The organism is Glutamicibacter ardleyensis, assembly GCF_014644555.1.
In the GTDB taxonomy this organism is placed as follows: Bacteria; Actinomycetota; Actinomycetes; order Actinomycetales; family Micrococcaceae; genus Glutamicibacter; species Glutamicibacter bergerei.
In genome coordinates, this window is sequence record NZ_BMKX01000001.1 from 937562 (window position 1) to 956873 (window position 19312).

Annotated in this window: 18 protein-coding genes and 1 tRNA gene; 13 read left to right on the forward strand and 6 right to left on the reverse strand. The window is 57.7% G+C overall.

The genetic code is table 11. The features are described 5' to 3' along the window. Positions 1 to 163: 163 nt before the first annotated feature. A tRNA-Leu gene (locus tag IEX04_RS04215) sits at positions 164 to 247 on the forward strand. Between the two features lie 60 nt (positions 248 to 307). Here IEX04_RS04215 and IEX04_RS04220 read toward each other — a convergent pair. The 3 genes from IEX04_RS04220 to IEX04_RS04230 are packed head-to-tail and all read right to left on the reverse strand — an operon-like array spanning position 308 to position 3140. Next, the gene (locus IEX04_RS04220) at positions 308 to 1393 is read right to left on the reverse strand and encodes a flavin-containing monooxygenase (protein WP_188683921.1); all 1086 of its coding nucleotides are present in this window, start codon (positions 1391 to 1393) and stop codon (positions 308 to 310) included. A gap of 2 nt (positions 1394 to 1395) precedes the next feature. Next, positions 1396 to 2076, reverse strand: coding sequence for an NADPH-dependent F420 reductase (locus IEX04_RS04225; RefSeq protein ID WP_188683924.1), 681 nt, complete (start codon positions 2074 to 2076; stop codon positions 1396 to 1398). After that, positions 2073 to 3140 (reverse strand): LLM class flavin-dependent oxidoreductase, encoded by a 1068-nt coding sequence (locus IEX04_RS04230; RefSeq protein WP_229676987.1) that lies wholly within the window; start codon positions 3138 to 3140, stop codon positions 2073 to 2075. The genes IEX04_RS04225 and IEX04_RS04230 overlap by 4 nt, the downstream gene beginning before the upstream one ends. A 181-nt stretch (positions 3141 to 3321) precedes the next feature. Between IEX04_RS04230 and IEX04_RS04235 the strand changes: the two genes are divergently transcribed. Continuing rightward, entirely contained in the window at positions 3322 to 4551 is a 1230-nt protein-coding gene (locus IEX04_RS04235; protein ID WP_188683926.1) for an integrase catalytic domain-containing protein, read from the forward strand. Positions 4552 to 4754: 203 nt separating this feature from the next. Continuing rightward, positions 4755 to 5270, forward strand: coding sequence for a YdeI/OmpD-associated family protein (locus tag IEX04_RS04240; RefSeq protein ID WP_188683928.1), 516 nt, complete (start codon positions 4755 to 4757; stop codon positions 5268 to 5270). Here IEX04_RS04240 and IEX04_RS04245 read toward each other — a convergent pair whose 3' ends face one another. Further along, the gene (locus IEX04_RS04245) at positions 5271 to 6314 is read right to left on the reverse strand and encodes a LacI family DNA-binding transcriptional regulator (protein WP_229676988.1); all 1044 of its coding nucleotides are present in this window, start codon (positions 6312 to 6314) and stop codon (positions 5271 to 5273) included. It abuts the gene before it with no gap. Between the two features lie 138 nt (positions 6315 to 6452). Here IEX04_RS04245 and uriH point away from each other — a divergent pair, with 138 nt between their 5' ends. From uriH to IEX04_RS04290, 9 genes are all read left to right on the forward strand, one after another. Beyond that, complete coding sequence (uriH, locus tag IEX04_RS04250) at positions 6453 to 7412, forward strand: uridine-preferring nucleoside hydrolase UriH (RefSeq protein ID WP_188683930.1); 960 nt, start codon at positions 6453 to 6455, stop codon at positions 7410 to 7412. Between the two features lie 92 nt (positions 7413 to 7504). Continuing rightward, entirely contained in the window at positions 7505 to 8203 is a 699-nt protein-coding gene (locus IEX04_RS04255; RefSeq protein WP_096257239.1) for a dienelactone hydrolase family protein, read from the forward strand. A gap of 77 nt (positions 8204 to 8280) precedes the next feature. Beyond that, positions 8281 to 8715, forward strand: a complete 435-nt coding sequence (locus tag IEX04_RS04260; protein WP_188683932.1) for a universal stress protein — start codon at positions 8281 to 8283, stop codon at positions 8713 to 8715. 102 nt (positions 8716 to 8817) lie between these two features. After that, positions 8818 to 9537, forward strand: a complete 720-nt coding sequence (locus IEX04_RS04265) for a LysR family transcriptional regulator substrate-binding protein (RefSeq protein ID WP_188683934.1) — start codon at positions 8818 to 8820, stop codon at positions 9535 to 9537. A gap of 42 nt (positions 9538 to 9579) precedes the next feature. Then, positions 9580 to 10368 (forward strand): enoyl-CoA hydratase/isomerase family protein, encoded by a 789-nt coding sequence (locus tag IEX04_RS04270; protein ID WP_096257245.1) that lies wholly within the window; start codon positions 9580 to 9582, stop codon positions 10366 to 10368. Between the two features lie 2 nt (positions 10369 to 10370). Next, positions 10371 to 11048 (forward strand): alpha/beta hydrolase, encoded by a 678-nt coding sequence (locus IEX04_RS04275; protein WP_096257247.1) that lies wholly within the window; start codon positions 10371 to 10373, stop codon positions 11046 to 11048. After that, positions 11045 to 11947, forward strand: a complete 903-nt coding sequence (locus IEX04_RS04280; RefSeq protein ID WP_188683936.1) for a carbohydrate kinase family protein — start codon at positions 11045 to 11047, stop codon at positions 11945 to 11947. Before IEX04_RS04275 ends, IEX04_RS04280 begins: the two co-directional genes overlap by 4 nt. Beyond that, positions 11944 to 12738: an HAD family hydrolase gene (locus IEX04_RS04285; protein ID WP_096257251.1), complete on the forward strand. Its 795-nt coding sequence runs from the start codon at positions 11944 to 11946 to the stop codon at positions 12736 to 12738. The genes IEX04_RS04280 and IEX04_RS04285 overlap by 4 nt, the downstream gene beginning before the upstream one ends. Beyond that, positions 12735 to 13451, forward strand: coding sequence for a glycerophosphodiester phosphodiesterase family protein (locus IEX04_RS04290; protein ID WP_096257253.1), 717 nt, complete (start codon positions 12735 to 12737; stop codon positions 13449 to 13451). The genes IEX04_RS04285 and IEX04_RS04290 overlap by 4 nt, the downstream gene beginning before the upstream one ends. Before the next feature lie 71 nt (positions 13452 to 13522). Here IEX04_RS04290 and IEX04_RS04295 read toward each other — a convergent pair whose 3' ends face one another. Next, the gene (locus IEX04_RS04295; protein WP_188683938.1) at positions 13523 to 14500 is read right to left on the reverse strand and encodes a hypothetical protein; all 978 of its coding nucleotides are present in this window, start codon (positions 14498 to 14500) and stop codon (positions 13523 to 13525) included. 91 nt (positions 14501 to 14591) lie between these two features. On the opposite strand from IEX04_RS04295, the gene IEX04_RS04300 reads away from it, so the two are divergent. Then, a complete protein-coding gene (locus tag IEX04_RS04300; protein ID WP_188683940.1) occupies positions 14592 to 17774 on the forward strand; it encodes an HAD-IA family hydrolase in 3183 nt (1060 codons plus the stop codon). A gap of 44 nt (positions 17775 to 17818) precedes the next feature. Here the strand turns inward: IEX04_RS04300 and IEX04_RS04305 are convergent, their stop codons facing one another. Further along, positions 17819 to 19225 carry a sugar porter family MFS transporter gene (locus IEX04_RS04305; protein WP_188683942.1) on the reverse strand — a complete coding sequence of 469 codons (1407 nt, stop codon included), beginning with the start codon at positions 19223 to 19225 and terminating at the stop codon, positions 17819 to 17821. Positions 19226 to 19312: the final 87 nt, after the last annotated feature.

Consider the following 19312-nt stretch of genomic DNA (forward strand, 5'->3'; position numbering starts at 1 on the left):
GCAATTCCCGGAAATATCCTTGAAGGAAAGGCAGGCAACTGATTCAACGTCCCAACTGGTCAAAAGGTTTCATGTGGTGCTGGGCACATGCGGTTGATTCGATTAGGTGAACAATAAAAACAACGTGTAAGCTATTTCTTGTTGCCGCGAGAGCGGGAATCATGCGCGAGTGGCGGAATTGGTAGACGCGCTGGCTTCAGGTGCCAGTGCTCGCAAGGGCGTGGGGGTTCAAGTCCCCCCTCGCGCACATGAGAAATGTCTCGGAACATCGTTTGATCGATGTTCCGAGACATTTGTTTTTAACTATTCACCGCGTCAATATTTTGGGTCTCGCCCCGAGTTGAGAAAAGTTATCTAGATTCCGCTTGACGCCGCGTGCGGCGGATCGTCCGGCTCGATTTGCGCCAATGGTGCTTGCCGAAGGTCCGTAGCCCACCAGCTGCACCCGTGGATCCTTGACTGATCCGGTACCTTTTCCCGCACGGTCTAGCTGAATGCCACCGTGGTCACTGCGCAGTTTCAGTGGGGCGAGGTGAGCTATGGCTGGCCTGAATCCCGTGGCCCAGAGGATCGCGTCAATTCGTTCAAATCGACCATCGGCCCAGCGTACTCCGTCGGCTTCCACCGTAGTGAACATTGGGTGGCGTTCATAAGCGCCTAAGTCTTTGGCTTCCTGTTCTTGGGCGCGTAGCGCAAGTCCGGTCACGCTAACCACGCTTTGTGGCGGCAATCCTTGAGCAACGCGTTGCTCAACCAAAGCTACTGCGGCAATCCGTGCTTCGTCGGAATCGAATGTATCTTCCCGCCAATTTGGGTCGGTGCGTGTTACCCATAACGTGTCGGTAATTGGACGTAGCGCACCAAGAAATTGCACGGCCGACGCGCCGCCGCCCACGACTAGGACTCGTTTGTTTCGAAAGTATTCGGGACCGGGGTATGCCACCGTGTGGAATTGCTCTCCGATAAATGTTTCCACCCCGGGGTAGTGCGGAAGGAATGGGCGTGTCCAGGTTCCTGTCGCGTTAATTAGGGTGTGAGCGCGCCAGATGTTCTGTGCAGTGTGAACGAGTAATGTGCCGGCGTCATCGGTAACGCTAGTTACGTTCACCGGCCGAATAATTGGTAGTTCATGTTCTTTTTCGTAGTCTGCAAAGGATTCGGGAACCGCCACATTGGCCCGGCGAAGGTCGAGTTTTGGTGGCATGGCGTCTGGTAGCTCGGCGACGCCGTGAACGTCTCGCATGGTCAATGCGTCCCACCGGTGTTGCCAAGCTCCACCGGGTGCTGTGTTTGCATCGAGCACAACGTGTCGCAGGCCTAAGCGTTTCAGGTGATAGGAAGCCGATAATCCGGCCTGTCCGGCACCGATGACAATGCTGTCCAAAATTTCCACGGTTAGCTTGTTTCCTTTACCGGCTCTCGGATTCCATCCCAATTCACGCTGGCTTCTTCGATCTTTTGCGCCAGTTGTGCCTTTGGAAGGTTAGCTCCGAAGGCGGGGTTTCCTGGCTGTAGGCGTGCACCATTTGCTAGCGAGCCAATGAGTAATGGGTCGAATCCAAGGGCGTCGATCAAGGAGGCCACCTTTGGAAGCTGATGCTCTCCGGCGATGGCAATAGCCTTGCGAGCGCTGCTGCCAGCGGACTTCGACTCTTCTTCAAGGTCGTGGTATCCCATGTGATTAAGCGCCTTGACCACACGGGAGCGTGGCAAGAATTCTTGCACAATTTCGCTGGTGGAGGTTAGTGGGTCACGCAGGTCCTCGCGGATTCCATCGGTCTCCCACCAGTAGTTCATCGTGTCGATAACTAGTTTGTCAGCCAGCTGAGCAACGGGCAGCGTGTGGTACTTACCCAGGGGAAGCGCCAGAATGACAATATCTGCGTTACTCGCGGCATCGGCCGAGGACATCGGTTGCGCTCCGGGGGTCAGTATTTCGACGGTCAACGCGATCTTCGCTGGATCCCCGGAGCCTGCGATGAGTACGCGATATCCGGCGGCTAACGCGAGCCGGGCCAGGGCTGTGCCGACTTTTCCTGCGCCGAGGATTCCAAGCGTGGTGCTCGAGTTGTTCATCGTGTGACCTTCTGACTTGCTGGTTGTTCGGCGAGCATTTCGCGGACTAACGGAATCACCTTGGTGCCGTAGAGTTCCACGGCGCGCAAGCGATCGCTGGCGGGCACGGCTCCACCGCTGTAGATCAGGTCAAAACGTCCGATATCCAGTGTGCCGATAGTCTTGGCAATTTTGCGCGCCACGGTTTCGGGCGAGCCAATGTAAAGCGAACCGTGGGCGGCTTCGGCTTCAAATTCCTCGCGGCGCATCGGCGACCAACCACGTTCGGCGCCGATCTGATCACGCATCTTCTTATAGTCTTCGAAGATGATTTCCTTGGCCTGCTCGTCGGTGTCCGCAATAAATCCAGGAGAGTGCAGGCCGACCGGGTGCGAGCTCTGGCCTAGTTGCGCGTTCGCACGGTGGTAGAGATCAATGTAAGGAGCGAAGCGGTCCGGGGCGCCGCCGATGACGGCGAGCATCATTCGGAAACCGTAGTTTGCGGTTCGAATGACAGATTGTGGGGAGCCGCCGACACCGACCCATGTTTTCAGACGCCCCGACTCGGTCTTCGGGAAGACATCTGCCTCGTTTAGGGAGGCGCGCGTAGTGCCCTGCCAGGTGACGGGCTTCTCATCGAGTAGCTTGTGGAAAAGGTCGATCTTCTCGTCGAAAAGTAGGTCATAATCGGCCATGTCATAGCCGAAGAGCGGGAAGGATTCGGTAAATGAGCCGCGGCCTAGAATCACTTCGGCTCGGCCGCCGGACAGCGCATCAACTGTGGCGAAGCGCTGGAAAACGCGTACCGGATCGTCTGAGGATAGGACGGTCACGCCGGAGGCAAGGTGAATATTGCTGGTTGCTGTCGCAATCCCTGCAAGAACTGTTTCCGGGGTGGTAATTGCGAACTCTGGCCGGTGGTGTTCACCTACCGCAATGACATCTATGCCCACCTGGTCTGCGAGGACTGCCTCCTCTAAGGTGGCGCGAATTGCCTGAGCGTAGGACACGAGCTGACCGTCCTTGCCACGCGGCACATCGCCGAAGGTGTCGATACCAAATTCGATGTTTTCGATGCCATCCATGTTCGAACCCCTTACCAGTCTTCATTTTTAATTGACACGTCAATCATATGCTTTTATGGTTGACATGTCAATAAATCGTGTTGACTCATCTAAAGTGCTCGCGAAACTCCCCGCATGCCTCAACTAAGAAATGCTCGCGAAACACTACCCACCATGAAGGTGAAAACCTCATGCTGAACAGATGGGACACGAGCTAACCTTGGCGACACGACGAGATATCACAAAGAAGGAAGCCCAGCTTTACGCCAGAGCCTCCAAAAAAGAAAAAGGCGTCATCTTGGATCGCATCACCACCGAAATCGGGTGGTCTCGTGCCAACGCCCGCCGCCAACTCCAACACGCACTGCAACGACGCGGACCGGCCATCAGCATCAAACGTAAACCGCGTGGCAACAAATACAGCTACGACGCGATACTGCTCCTTCAGCACGTGTATCTCGTGGCCGGCCAACCTTGCGGTAAATACTTAGCAGCCATCATGCAGATCGTGTTGGACAACCTGGAAAAGCATGCGGATAACGGCTCATTTAGCAAGGTCAGAGTCCGCTACACCCCACAAATACGTGCTGAGCTTTTGCGCATGAGCCCGGCAACTATTGACCGGTACCTTGCCCCTTTCAAGAACCGGTTGCATCCTGACGCGAAGTCTTCGACTCGGTCCTCAAAGAACCGGTTCAAAGACATCATTCCCATCATGACGCACATCAAACCAATCGATCATCAGCCAGGGATCATCATGATCGACACCGTGGCCCATTGCGGACACACCCTCAAAGGCGAATTCGCGTTCACACTCACCGTCACTGACCCGTTCACGGGGTGGACCATTAACGCTGCGGTGAAGAACAAAGCGTCGAAATGGATTGTTGAAGTCCTTGACGATGCCAAGTGTCTATTCCCCTATGAACTGGACAGAATCCATAGCGATAACGGAGCAGAATTTTTGAATACTGCCGTCCAAGCGTGGGTGAAAACCAATAATCTGCTGGCTACGCGCTCGCGCCCACGGCATTCGAATGACAACCCTTTTGTTGAGCAGAAAAACGGGGACATTGTCCGGAAGGACGCGTTCTATTACCGGTATGACACGCCTCGAGAGTTGGCGGTGTTGAAGGCTTTGTGGCCGTTGGTGAACGTGCGTAAGAACTTGTTCACTCCTACGACGAAGGCGGTGGGGTACAAGATCAGTCGGTCAGGGCGGCAGGTGCGGGCCTATGATGCTCCGTGCACGCCGGCAGACCGAGTGAGGCTTACTGGAGTGATGTTGCCACCGCAGCGCGAAGCGCTGGACCAGTTGTATTGGGATACGGATCTAGCCGAGCTGACCCGGCGGATCCATCAGTTACAGCAGGAACTTATTCGGCTCGCGGAGGCGAAGACGCAGGCTCAGGTGCAGGCACAGGTTTCGTAGTGGTTACGCGAGCATTTTAGGTGAGGCATGGGGTGTTGTTTTCGCGAGCATATTGACTTGAGGCACTACGTAAATAAAAGTTCGTAGGTTGCTCAGCGGTGCGTCTCACTGCAAAAAAGTGAAAATTTGGTCCCGTTCTAAACCCGAGCCAACCGAGCGTCCAAGCAGGACATAGAATCAAGGACAAAAGAAAGTGGGATGACATGTCAAAGGGTCCGAAGATCGTGGAGCTCACCGGAATAGTTGACCAGATCGGCGACAGGCTGATCCTGCGCTTGGACGAGGAATCGAGCAAGAGCCTGCCTAGCCGCGGACAAGTTGCCGTCCAATTAATCAACTCCCCAGAGACGGTCGTCGTAGAGCCCGATGGCCGAAGGGGGCATTGGATCCCGGGCGAAGTACTTGATCTTCACCCCGGGCAAAAGGTGAGCCTTTCGGTTACTATCGCCGAGTTTTGGCCGGAAGTTAAACTTCCGCAAGACCTTGCCGGTGCCTTGGCGGAAGCCGATGATCTGCATGAAACTTGGCTCGGGCTGACGCCCATGGCTAGGTGGGAGTGGGCACGCTGGGTGAAATCTACGCAAAGCCCAACGACCCGGGAGCGTCGAGTTCAGGTGAGCATTTCCAAGCTTCGTGACGGAAAGCGCCGACCGTGTTGTTTTGACCTGTCCTCGTGCACGGATCCAGAGGTTGCCAAAAGCGGCAAGCTTATCCAGTAGCTACTGAGTTCCGCCGCTTGACGCGCGCACCATGAGTTGGCTGGAGAGCTGAAGTTTCGACTCCTTCAAGGGTGTGCCGTCGATTAATTGGCGCAGTGCCTGGGCAGCCTGAACCCCGACACTATGTGCGTCGAGACGAACACTGGTCAATGACGGGTGTGAGGCGGTAGAAAACGGCAAGTCATCAAATCCAGTCACCGCTAAATCCTGCGGAACCCGAACACCTGTGGTGCTGGCAGCCTGAAGGACACCATACGCATGGGTGTCGGTGGCGCAGGCCAATGCGGTGATTCCGGATTCTTTCCAGACATCCCAGTGGGTGGCGAACGTGGCCGCAGCATCTCCCATTTCAATGGTTGAAGAGCTGACAGCTACTGCCGGAACCTGCATTCCGAGCTGTGCGGCGGCGCTTAAGAAGGCTTCACGTCTCATGCGTAGGGTGGCGGTACCGGTAGTTGCGTCCAAATAACCAACTTTGCGATGCCCCTGTGCGGCGAGGTGTGCGGCTACATCGTGGGCACCTTGGAGTACATCAAAGTTAACCGACGGGATATTTTCTGGTGCGTCTGGTGCGTCCAGTGCAATCAACGGCAACGGACTGGAAAGTTCGGATAAGAACAACGGCGTGGGCGCATGGACCAGTAGGCCGGCGGGCCGTAACCCGAGTAACCGTCTGATTTCGGTGGCGCTGGGGGATAAGCCGGCGTCGGTGACCGAAAGTAATAGCTGGTAATCCTCGCCAAGAACTCCGCGCACACCCGCAATGAGCTTTGCAAAGAACGGGTTTGAAATATCCGGGGCAACCAAGATGACCAGCGAACTGACCCCGCGGGCCAGAGAACTACCGATGCTATCTACGTAGTATCCGAGCTCGCGTATTGCTTCGCGAACACGTTCCTCATTGCGCTTGGAGACTCGGCCGGCGGACTTGCCATTGGCCACGAGAGAAACTGTCGCCGTGGAAACACCTGCGTGGGTTGCGACCATAGCGGCGGTGACCTTGCGCGCAGGGCGTGGTTCGTTCGGCGAATCAGCATTGTTCATGGCTCCATCCTAGTGTGCGAGCGGGTGTGCGCAAGCCGTTTAGTTAAGCGCTTGACTGCTTGGGTTTGAGCGGGAAGAATTAGGCTCAATAACCAACTAACTCCCGATATTTTGTTATCGGACGGACCAGGGGCGTACATGAGCACACCACGCAAGATCATCCTTGACTGCGATCCGGGGCACGACGACGCGGTCGCTATTTTATTGGCACATGGAAACCCGAAGATCGAATTGCTCGCGGTAACTACCGTCGTAGGTAATCAAACTCTGGAGAAAGTCACCGATAACGCGCTAGTGGTGGGCACTATTGCGGGAATTACCGGTGTACCTTTTGCTGCTGGATGTGCCCGCCCGTTGGTTCGCGAGATAGAAAACGCCCCGGAGGTCCACGGTGAATCCGGCATGGATGGTCCGGCGCAACCGGCCTCACGCATAGTGCTTGACGAGCGTCACGCGGTAGATCTGATTATCGAATTGATCATGTCTCATGAGCCGGGGGAGATCACCTTGGTTCCCACCGGAGCGCTGACAAATATCGCGCTGGCGGTTCGCCGCGAACCGCGAATTGTTGAGCGCGTACGCGAAGTGGTGTTGATGGGCGGCGGTTACCATACCGGTAACTGGAGCGCGGTAGCCGAATTTAACATCAAAATCGACCCGGAAGCCGCCCACATCGTCTTTAACGAAAAGTGGCCGGTGGTCATGGTCGGACTGGACCTCACCCACCAGGCCCTTGCCACCAAGGAAGTGGTGCAGCGCATCGAAAAGGTCGGCACGGGGCCGGCAAAATTCGTTCGCGAATTGATGGACTTCTTTGCGCAGGCCTACCTGGATCATCAGGGCTTTGATGCTCCTCCGGTACATGACCCTTGTGCCGTCGCCTATGTCATTGACCCAACAGTGGTGCGCACGCTGCGCGCCCCGGTCAGTGTTGAACTACGTGGGGAGCTCACCCTAGGCATGACCGTAGCCGATTTGCGTGCCCCGGCCGCCGAAGATTGCCATACCTCGGTGGCGGTTGATCTGGACCATGAACGCTTCTGGGATCTGGTGGTTGATTCACTCGAACGCATCGGTGAGGTCGATCTAACAGCGTAGTCTAGGCAAAATGTCTTAAATTGTGATGGCAGTCAATGCCAAAGCACCTACGGCATGCATAGACTGGAGATAAATACAGCTCAGGAGGCGAAGTGGCAGTCAAAACCCCGCACCAGAACGTAACTTTTGAATCGTCCGGAACGCAGGCGCACGGATATCTTGCGCTTCCCGAATCCGGTAAAGGCCCCGGCGTGATCGTCATCCAGGAATGGTGGGGACTGACCGACCATATCCGCGATATCGCAGACCGCCTCGCCGCCCAAGGTTTTGTCGCCTTGGCTCCAGACCTTTATGGCGGTGCGATCACCCATGACGGTGAAGAAGCCGGCCAGATGATGTCACAGCTGCCCGAAGAGCGGGGTGCCGAACTGCTCTCCGGAGCAGTCGACTACCTATTGGCGAGCGAGTCTGTCACCAGCACCAAGCTGGGAACTATTGGTTTCTGCATGGGTGGCGGTTTTGTCCTGCAGTTGGCAGCCCAGCAGGGTGAAAAAATTAGTGCCGCGGTTCCGTTTTACGGTGTCGGGCAGGGTGTGCCCAATGATTTCAGTGGCGTGCGCGCCGCGGTTCAAGGTCACTACGCGAACTTTGACGACTTGTACCCCGTCGCGGATGCCAAGGCTCAAGAAGAACAGATTCGCTTAGAATCCGGAGCCGAAGTTCAGTACTTTTACTACGACGGCAAGCATGCTTTCCACAACGATGAGAATCCTGCGGGAAACTACGACGCACAGCTTGCCGCCCTTGCCTGGCAGCGCGCCGTGGACTTTTTGCGACAAAAAGCCAGCTAAGCGCATAAAGTGGTAGGCATCACAGTTGGTGTCTGCCTCGAAATACTTACGAAGCAATCCCTATTCAAGGAGAAATAATGTCAGAAATCATCCTCGTTGGTGTTGACGGTTCCGAAACCGCACAGCGTGCGGCCCGCCGTGCAGCCGAGCTCGCAGTGAAGATCGACGCCGAATTGGTGGTGCTCACCGCACACGCTTCGGATAACACCGAAGTAGTTTCCATTGGTAGCGACACCTGGATCTTGGACGACGCAGAGCAGGCCCGCAAGCTGGCTCAGCGTGTGGCCAACAACGTGCGCAACGCCGTACCAGGCGTGAAGATCAGCGCCGCTGCCGGTCACGGCAAGCCAGGTGACGTGTTGATCTCCGACGCCACCGAGCGCGGTGCCTCGATGATCGTCGTGGGCAACGTAGGCATGAAGGGTCTGGGCCGCGTGCTCGGCTCGGTTGCTTCCTCGGTAGCCCACTCGGCTCCCTGCGATGTGCTTGTAGTCAAGACTGACGGCAAGTAGCAAGTAGTTTAATCTTTAGCTGCGGCGGGCACGGAGTAATCCGAGCCCGCCGTACCGCGTTAATCGGATCGTTCACGCCTCAAAGACCAGTAGGATTTAACCGTGCACACACTTCGAATTTCCTACGTAGCAGGCGTCACTCCGGGTAAGTGGATGGATCGGTTCACCGAACGCTACCCGCAGGTAACGCTGGCGGCGACCCGCTACGACGGTGAAGACATCCTTGAACTGCTGGCCAGCGACCAGGCTGACGCTGTGTTTGTGCGCTATACGGGATCCTCACCCAAGGACGACACCCGTCACTTGATTCCGCTTTACGATGAGCTCGAGGTCGTCTGCGCCGCCAAGGACCACGATGTTGAGTACTACGAAGAGAAGATCCCCGAAGCGGACGCCGCTAAATTTCCGCAACTTAACTTAAACGAATACCCCGAGGAAGTCGGCGGGGTGCCCACCGCGATGGAAGTTGTCGCCTCCGGGGCGCAGGTATTGCGTGTTCCACAGAGCATCGCCCGGCTCTATCAGCGCAAGGACGTGGTGTACCGGGAAATTGATGGTGGAAACACCACACATGTCGGCATCGCGTGGCCAACCGGACTTGAAGATTCCGAGCTGGTTGATGAATTTATTGGAATTGTGCGCGGACGCGGGGCAAATTCTTCGCGCCAAGCGTCGGTGCGTAACACCCAACAGGTAGCCAAAGAACGCAACGACAAATTGCGGGCTGCGGCGAAGGATAAAGCGAAATTGCGCGCCAAACAGGAAAAGAAAGCCAAGGCCAAGGCTCGCTCGGGCGGAGCAAAAACCGGCAAACGCCGGTAATTTCCTAGTCAGGTAAGCGTGCGACATGAGAGAGTGATCAGCATGGAGCAATTTGATACCCTCACCATGACCACACAGGGCGCAGCCCTCATCCTGACCGTCAATCAGCCCGCCTCAATGAACGCGCTGGCCTTGGAGGTTGTCGCGGACCTCGAACGCGCGGTGGACTACCTTGAAGCCAGCGAGTTTAAGCACCGCGGTGTGGTGCTCACCGGTGCCGGAGAGAAAGCATTTATCGCGGGCGCAAATATTGTCCAGATGAACTCCATGGACGCCGATGCGGCTTTGGCCTACGGACGCCGGATGCACGTGCTCACCGAACGTCTAGAATCTTTGCAGATTCCAGTGATCGCCGCCGTGAACGGTTTTGCCCTCGGTGGTGGCTGTGAACTCGCCTTAGCCTGTGACTTCATTTACGCCTCGGAGCGCGCCAGCTTCGGCCAGCCCGAAGTAACCTTGGGTCTGGTGCCAGGCTTTGGCGGTTCGGTTCGGCTACCGCGCCGAGTCGGTAACGCGATGGCGCGTGAGTTGATCTTCACCGGACGCCGAATCAAGGCCGCCGAGGCGCTACGCATTGGTCTGGTTAATCGTGTGGTGGCTCCTGAAGAACTGCTTGCTCAGGCGGTGGCAACCATCGATGAGCTGACCAAGGTTTCCCCGATGGCCGTAGCCAACGCAAAGCGTGCGATGGTCACCATGGATGCACTGAACGTTCACGACGGCCTAAAGATCGAAGCGCAGAGCTTTACCGAAGCGTTTAACACCGCTGACTCCGTGGAAGGCCGCGCCGCCTTTGTCGAAAAGCGCGCCGCAGATTTTCCCGGAAACTAACCATGCATTACGGGGCGCATCAGGATCAGTGGTTACGCTTTTATGCGCCGGAACAGGTTACCGCGCTTGGTGCGGTGATGATCATTCATGGTGGATATTGGCGCGAAAAATATACCGCGCAGCTCGGTGAAGCACTGGCCATGGACCTGGCCGCTCGAGGTATCCCCACCTATAACCTTGAATACCGGCGTGGGCCGGGCAGCGCAGCACAGATGCTGGCAGATGCCCGGCTCGCGCTGGCGCTGATCAAAGAAGAAGGCCCGATTACGCTCATTGGGCATTCCGCCGGCGGGCATCTAGCCTCGTTGCTTGCCGCGCATGAAGAGCGCGTCACGCAGGTCATTTCGCAGGCGGGACTATTGGATTTGCAGCTGGCTAAAACCTTGCGGTTGAGCAATGATGCGGTAGATGAAATGCTCGGCGACGCGGATTTATCCTCGGTGAACCCCGTGGAATTATGGCCGATGCCAGCACGTGTCGTAATCTTTCATGGACGGGCCGATGCGGATGTCCCGGTGAAAATTGCACGGCGTGCGGCAGACCATGCCGCGGCGCTGGGTCAACAACACACCCTGCGGATTTTTGACGGCGACCATTTCAGCTGGATCGATCCGTCAAGCCACCAGTGGGAGGCATGTGTTAAACAGCTGTACCCGCTGCATTACAAAGGAGCACGATGAACCCGACGGTCATTGGCGAGGCACTAGTCGACGTATTGGCCTCAGGAATCGCCCCGGCGCAAGAATTTGTGGGCGGAAGCCCGCTCAACGTTGCCGTCGCGTTGGCCCGCCTCGGGTACCCCGGTACGCTCATCACCCGTTGGGGACATGATGATAAGGGTGCGACCATTGAGCGTTTCCTGTCAGCAAATAACGTCAAATACCTTGGCGGTGCCGATGATGAGCCGACGGTGATTGCCCATGGAATTTTGGATCCAGCCGGCGGCGCGACCTTCGCATTTAACGCCTTCTGGCAAATGCCAACGGTGGGCCCGGAACTCGCCCAAGACGCCGAACTGGTCCACACCGGCTCCATAGCTACACTCTTCAGCCCGGCCGAACTGCTCCCGTTGCTGGCCGCAGCTCGCTCTCATGCCACCATCAGCTACGATCCAAATCTGCGTCCCTCGCTGGTGACAAACCATGGGCAAACCGTCGCAGAAGTTGAACGTTTTGTCGGCCAAGCAGACGTGGTGCGTGTCTCCGGAATTGACCTGAAATGGCTCTATCCGATGCGTTCGGTGCATGAGTCGGCTCGTGCCTGGTTGGCGATGGGCCCAGCAATCGTTGTGGCGACCGCCGGATCACGTGGATCCTGGGGCGTGGTACGTGCCGGTGAAGCCGAATACAGCGCCCCCTCGGTCGAGGTGACCGATACCGTCGGCGCCGGAGATACGTTTACCGCTGCTCTCTTATGCTGGCTTGCCGAACGTGGAATGATCGGCGCCGCAAACCGTGAAAAACTTTCTCGACTAGAAGCTAACCAGTTGGAACAGGCACTGAATTTTGCCGCTCATGCGGCGTCGGTAACGGTAGGCCGTGCCGGGGCGAACCCGCCGCACCGCGGGGAACTTTCATGATCAAGCTGATCGCCTCTGATCTAGATGGCACCATCGTGGACCGTGAGGGTAATATCAGTGAACGTACCCGTCGTGCGTTTCTAGACGCTCGAGATGCCGGTATTCACATCGTTTTTGTGACCGGTAGGCCGTTTCGCTGGCTCACGCCCATTATCGAAGCCTTTGGAGGTATGGGCACGGTGATCTGCTCTAACGGCGCCGTGCTCTACGATTTAGAACAAGACCGGGTCATCTGGTCGCGGACTCTCACCGCGGCTACCGCCAAACAGGCGGAGCAGATTATCTTGGAACATGAACCGAACGCGGCTTTTGCCGCCGAAACCACGCGTGGACTACACCTTGGCGCGAACTTTGCCGAACAAAATCGTACGTTGGGAAGCCAATCGGTCTTGGACCTGAACTCGGAAGCCATCGATCAAGAAGGTATCGTCAAGTTTTTGGCCAGGTCCAAATCTCTGCCTATTGATGATTTCTACGCTGCTGTGGCTCCCGAATTAACTCAACTACTCTCGGTCACCCACTCGGCCTTCGGGGTCTCGTTACTGGAGATGGCGCATGTAGACATCCACAAGGCCACCACCTTAGATGTGTACTGCCGTGAATTGGGGATCAGCGCCGATGAGGTGATGGCCTTCGGTGACATGCCCAACGACTTGGAGATGCTCGAATACGCCGGCCATGGTTATGCGATGGCCTCAGGCCATCCCTTAGCCCTAGCCACCGCGCAACACACCGCGGACACCATTGAGGCAGACGGTGTTGCACAGGTGATTGAGAAGCTGCTGAAATGACCTATGCATTCACACATCGCGGCATTCGATTCGGCGATGAAGAGAATACGCTCATAGCCTTTCAGCGGGCCTGGGATCTGGGAATCACTCATCTGGAGACGGATGTGCGCGCCTCCAAGGATGGAACCGTCTATGCCTTCCACGACGAAACGCTAGATCGGGTCACCGATGCTCAGGGGCCATTGCATGAGCGTACCGATGAAGAACTGGCCACGGTGCGAGCCGGAGGCCAACCGCTGTGCACGCTCCGCGAATTACTGCGCAGCTTCCCGAACGCTGTGCTTAATATCGATGTCAAAGATGAGCGGGTCATTGCCCCGCTGGCCAAGCTCATCGAGGAACTTGGATGTCACCAGCAGATCGCGCTGGCCTCTTTTGATAGCTCGCGCAGTGCCGCGGTGCAGCACCTAATTTCTGCCCCGGTCCGGCGCTCCCCGGGCATGCGACAGATGGCGCTTATTTGGCTATGTGCGACTCTTTTTGCGCGGATTCCACACAGTCTGGCTCAAGGGTTTTGGGCGGTGCAAGTGCCGTTGAAGTACGGTGTTTTACCCGTGGTTACACTCAGATTTATCAAGGCCGTACAGCGCGCTGGCTTGCAGGTCCATGTCTGGGTTATCGACGATGAGCCGACCATGCGCGCGCTGATCGAGAAAAAAGTTGACGCCATTATGAGCGATGACGCCGAACTCCTGTTGCAGGTCTTAGGTTAGAAATTGCAACCTGATCTGCATATAAGTCTGGCGCGGAATATTTAATTCCGCGCCAGACTGTTTCAGAATTTTTAACGTACCGACAGTGTATCTAAGACCAGCGGTGCGTGTTCTTGGAGTTGCGCCTCGCTTGCGTCAAGGAGCAACCGTAGCCAGGTTTCATGCTGGGATAGCGGCGCAACCAGACAAGCCGGCGCAATCAGATCGTAAAGCTCATCGGCGTTACCATAGGCAGCAAACTCTGCTAGGTAGGCAGCTAAAACTCGCATGACTCGTTCGTCATCGGTTCGGCAATTCCAAGCCTGAGTCATTGCAGCCAGCGGGGCGGCCAACGATGAGAATGGGTGAGCCCAGTGCGCGGCCGCAAAATTGATGATCCGGGCTTGCTGACCTTGCTCGGCGGGAACCACTGCCTGGGCTAAGTCGAAGGCCCCGTGTTCCAAGCTCAACGGGACCGGGCCACGATGCAAGGCCGCACAGGCGTCAGAGAGTGTGGAGACATGGCGGTGCAGCTCGTCGGCTTGCTGCGGATCCAGATGTAATGGATGTTGGGCATCGAGCGAGACATGCATGCTCAACGCCTGCTCAAATTGTTCTGCCAAGAACTGCGGATCTACCACCGGCATGCCCACGTCGAAGAAGGCCTCTTCGTTGCCCATCAGTGCAACCTGGAAGGAACCGAGCGAAGCCAGCGCCAGTTGCCAGTTTTCGACGCTGTCCTTCAAATCGGCCAAGGTATGACCAAAATCGGGGGAGAGCATATACCCGGCCACGCGGTCGATCGCCAACGGCATGACCACACGGTCCGGAAGCAATTCACCGGCGGTAATCGTGATGGCGGCCTCGGCCGTCAACCCGGGCGCGTTCGCGCTAAACACCAGATCTGCCGCGTCGGTTCCTACCAACGCCGAGATCTGATGCAGAGAAGCCGGCCAAAAATCCGGTCCTGCAACACGCTCGATGCCGTAAGCCGCACAGGCCTCATCGATCCAGCCGGCGGCATCTTCACGCCATTGCTCGCTATTCCATACATCTATCCACTGAGCCACATTCCTAATCGTAGTATGTCGTAGCAAGTGGAATCACTTGCTACGGTGGGGACTACGGCCATTCATTGCCCTCTTTCGAAGGATTTCGATCGTGAACGCTACCCGTCCGACCTACCGGCACCGTGACTTTAAGGCCGTCCTTTTTGATTTGGATGGCGTGCTCACTCCGACCGCGCTGCTACACCGCGCCGCATGGAATGAACTCTTCACAGAATTTTTCACCCAAGAACATCCGGGCGTGCCGCCTTATACGGAACAAGACTATTTTGACTTGCTCGACGGCAGACCGCGCTATGAAGGAGTCAGCGCGGTGCTCGCCTCCAGAAATATTGTGCTGCCTTACGGAGACCCGGAGGATCACGCCGGAACCGATTCGGTCTGTGCTCTGGGTAATCTGAAAAATTCGGTGTTCACCACCGTGCTGGAACGAGATGGCATCGCCCCATATCCGGGCTCCAGCGAGTACCTGCAGCAAGCCTTGGACGTCGGCTTAGACGTAGCCGTGGTCTCCTCCTCGCGTAATGCTCATGCGGTACTCCAAGCCGCCGGGCTTTCGACGCACTTCACTACCGTCATGGGCGGGCGCGAGGCTGAAGCGCGCCAGCTTCCCGGCAAGCCTAACCCGGACACCTTCGTGGCCACCGCCAAAGACCTTGGCTGGCGCCCCGAAGAGTGCGTGGTGATCGAAGATGCCAGCAGCGGGGTAAAAGCCGCCCGGGCTGGGGGTTTCATGGTGGTCGGTGTGGCCCGCGAGGATAATGCAGATCAGCTCCTGGCCGCCGGCGCCGACTTTGTCGTAGAGGATCTGAGCGAACTGGTGTCCTCCTCGGCGATTCGAGCCTGGAATTTTGATCCCTGGTCCATCACGCGGGACAGCGAACGTGACCATACGGGAGCTCAAGATACCGTTTTCTCCCTTGGCAATGGGTTCCTTGGAACCCGTTCCGCGCAGGTGGGACTCGGTGAACAGGTGGCTGGCACCTTCATCAACGGGCTGCATGAAACCTGGCAGATCCGCCACGCCGAAAGCGCTTTTGGGCTGGCCGAAACCGGGCAGACGATGATTAGCGCCCCGGATTTTCGCACCTTGCGTGTGTTCATCAACGATGAGGCCCTCGAGGTGGGCCGTACCGAGATGCTGCGCGATGACCTGCGCCTCGATTTCCGTGAAGGTACCCTGATATCCCAGACCCTCTGGCGCACCGCAGAAGGCCATCGGGTGGCGGTGACCGCTCGAACCATGATTTCCTTCAGCGATCGCCACTTGGCGCTGCAGGACCTGCACGTGCGCCTGCTCGATGCCCCGGGGCATGTGTTGGTTCAATCCTCGGTGATCGGCTATCGCTCCGAACCTGAAGTTTCTTCCCCGGCCGAGATGGATTCAGGCAAGGATCCGCGCAAATCCGATGAAGCTTCCGAGAATCCCTTGCACCCCGCGGGGCATATCGCCAGCGGCGCCCGACTCGGGCTAGCCTACAACGTGGCAGGTTCCAAGATGTCGGTTTCGGCGGTTATGGAACATCTGGTGGACACCACCGGCGGTGCTACCGCCCAAGTGCATACGGAGCGTTCGGCACAACCGGACCGGGCCGACGAGGTATCCAGCGCAAACCTCGAGGCGGGTCAAGGGCTGCGTGTGGCAAAGTTCGCGGTTTACCACTCCTCACGCCGCCACCCGGCCCAGGAAATGCTGCTGCGTTCCACCCGTGCCCTGGATCGTCTAGTGCCTCGAGGCATCGATGAGCATTTCCGCACCCAGCGCGCCTTTATGAAGTCCTACTGGCAGCGCAGCGACGTGCTGGTGGACAGCGATGACCCGAGTCTGCAGCGCAAGATCCGCTGGAATCTCTTCCAGCTGGCTCAGGCCTCGGCGCGTGCCGACGGCATGGGCATCAGCGCCAAGGGGGTCAGCGGCAACGGATATTCCGGGCACTACTTTTGGGACACCGAAATCTACGTGCTGCCGTTTTTGACCTATACCAATCAGCAGTGGGCGCGTAATACCCTCCGGGCCCGCATTTCAATGATCCCGGCAGCCACCAGACGCGCGCGCATCATGAACGAAGAGGGCATGCTCTTCCCGTGGCGCACCATCAACGGCGAGGAAGCCAGCGCCTACTATCCGGCGGGCACCGCGCAGTATCATATCAACGCCGACGTAGTGTATTCGCTGGACCGCTATCTCAACGCTGCCTGCGATGACGAATTCCTCGAGGCGGGTGCGGCGGAAATTCTGGTGGGCACCGCTCGCATGTGGGCCTCCTTGGGATTCTGGCGTGGTTCCGGAGCACAACGCAGCTTTCACATTCACGGGGTGACCGGCCCGGATGAGTACACCGCGGTGGTCAACGACAACACCTACACGAACGTGATGGCACGCTTTAACCTGCGCCGCTCGGCCCAGCTGCTGCGCGAGCTGGCCTCCCGGAACCCGAAGTTCTATGCCCTGCTGGCCGAAAAGCTCGCACTTGAATCCGCGGAGATCGACACCTGGCAGCTGGCGGCCGATCGGATCCACATCCCCTATTCGGATACGGTGGGGATCCACCTGCAGGACGACCATTTCCTGAATCGCGAGGTCTGGGATCTGGAGGCCAGCGGGCCAGAAAAGCGTCCGTTGCTGCTGCACTACCACCCGTTGGTGATCTACCGCTTCCAGGTCATCAAGCAGGCCGACACGGTACTCGCCCTGTGGCTTCGCTCCAGCGACTTCACCGCCGAACAGAAATTGGCAGACTTCAACTACTACGATCCGTTGACCACCGGGGACTCGACGCTTTCGGCGACGGTCCAAGCGATTCTCGCAGCCGAGGTTGGCTACCGCGAGCTTGCGTTCAACTACTTCGAACATGCGCTGAATGTGGATCTGGAGAACCTTCACGGCAATACTGCCGACGGAGTGCATGTGGCCTCTACCGGCGGAGTGTGGGCCGCGCTGGTCAACGGCTTCGCAGGACTGCGCGACGACGACCAGTGTTTGCGCTTCGATCCGCGGCTGCCGCAGAGCTTTCGATCCATGCGGTTCAAGCTGGCCTTCAACGGTTCGGTGATCGGGGTGCGCCTCGATGCTACGGGTATCGAATTTAACCTCGCAGGGCAAGGACCACAAAGCGTCTGGGTGCGTGGGGAAGAGATTGTGCTGGAGCCTGAGCAGCGCCAGCGGGTATCGCTTGCCGATCAAGGACCGCAGCTTTCCGGGCGTCCCAGCTTAGAACACGTGCTCTCGTTGCAGCTTGACGCCGGGGCCGAGGTGCCTAATAACCCCTGGAAATAAAAAATTGGCGGACCGTTTGGTCCGCCAATTTTTTTATGAACTTTTTACAGGGTCATTTCCTCGAGCTGGCGTCCCTTGGTTTCGCGCACCATGAAGATCACGAAGATCAGCGAAAGCAAGGCGAAGAACGCGTAGATACCGTAGGCCAGCGCCAGACCGGTCTCGGCCAGCGAGGGGAAGGTGGTGGAAACGGCAAAGTTGGCGATCCACTGAGCGGAGGCAGCCACACCGAGGGCCAGCGCGCGAATGGAATTCGGGAAGATCTCACCAAGCAGTACCCACACCGCAGGACCCCAGGTCGCGCCGAAGCCAACCACAAACAGGTTCGCGGAGACCAGCGCCACGATGCCCCAGTTGCCCGGCAGGGATACGGCGCCGTCGATGGTGACCGATTGGGCGAAGGAAACTGCCATCATGCCCAGAGACAGGGTCATGATGGTGGAACCGATCATCAGCAGCAGCTTGCGTCCCAGTACGTCAATCAGCAGCACCGCAACGATCGTGGCGACCACGTTGGTGATCGAGGTAATCAGCGAGATGGTGAACGAGTCGGATTCGGCGAAGCCGACAGACTTCCACAGGGTGGTGGAGTAGTAGAAGATCACGTTGATGCCGACAAATTGCTGGAACACGGAGAGCAGGATGCCTACCCAGACCAGTGGGTGGAAACCGAAACGGCCGAGCAGGTCCTTGAACACCTGACGGCGTTCAACGTGCACGGTGTTGCGGATTTCCTCGATTTTGGCTTCGGTGGCAGCCCCGGGAACCATGCCCATATCGCGGGTCAGCACGGTAGCGGCCTCAACGTAGCGTCCGCGTTCGACAAGGTAGCGCGGGGATTCTGGCAGGCGCAGGGCTAGTACCCCGTAAATGATTGCCGGGATTGCCAAGGACAGGTACATCCAGCGCCACGCGGCCAGGCCGAACCATCCGATAGCGTCCGCCGATCCCATGACGAATACCAGCAGTGCGCTGACCAGGAAGGCCACAAAGATGCCCAATACGATGGCCATCTGCTGCATGGATCCTAAGCGTCCGCGGTGCTGTGCCGGGGAGACCTCGGCAATGTAGGCCGGGGCGATCACCGAGGCGAAGCCGACGCCGATGCCGCCGACGATGCGCCAGATGATCAGGTCAACCTCGCTGAAGCACAGTCCGCAGCCCAGTGCGGAAACCAGGAGCATCGCCGAGGCGAGCACCATGGTGCGAACGCGGCCGACGCGTTCGGAGACCATGCCGGCGATCCACGCACCGATGGCCGCGCCGAGCAGGGCGCAGGACACGGTGAAACCAATGGTCACGGCGTTGAGCCCAAACTCGTGTTCGACAGCGTCCACGGTGCCGTTAACAATTGAAGAGTCATAGCCGAAAACAAAGCCGCCAAGGGCGGCGCCGAGGGCTATGAAAATGAGTCGCGCGGAGATCTTTCCGTCAGATGTAGTCGCAGTCACAAGGATTCATGCTATCGCCATTAGGGTCCGTCGCAAATACCCTTTGGGGCTTTTTCATCACAGTTGGCCGCCGTGGAATGCGACGCT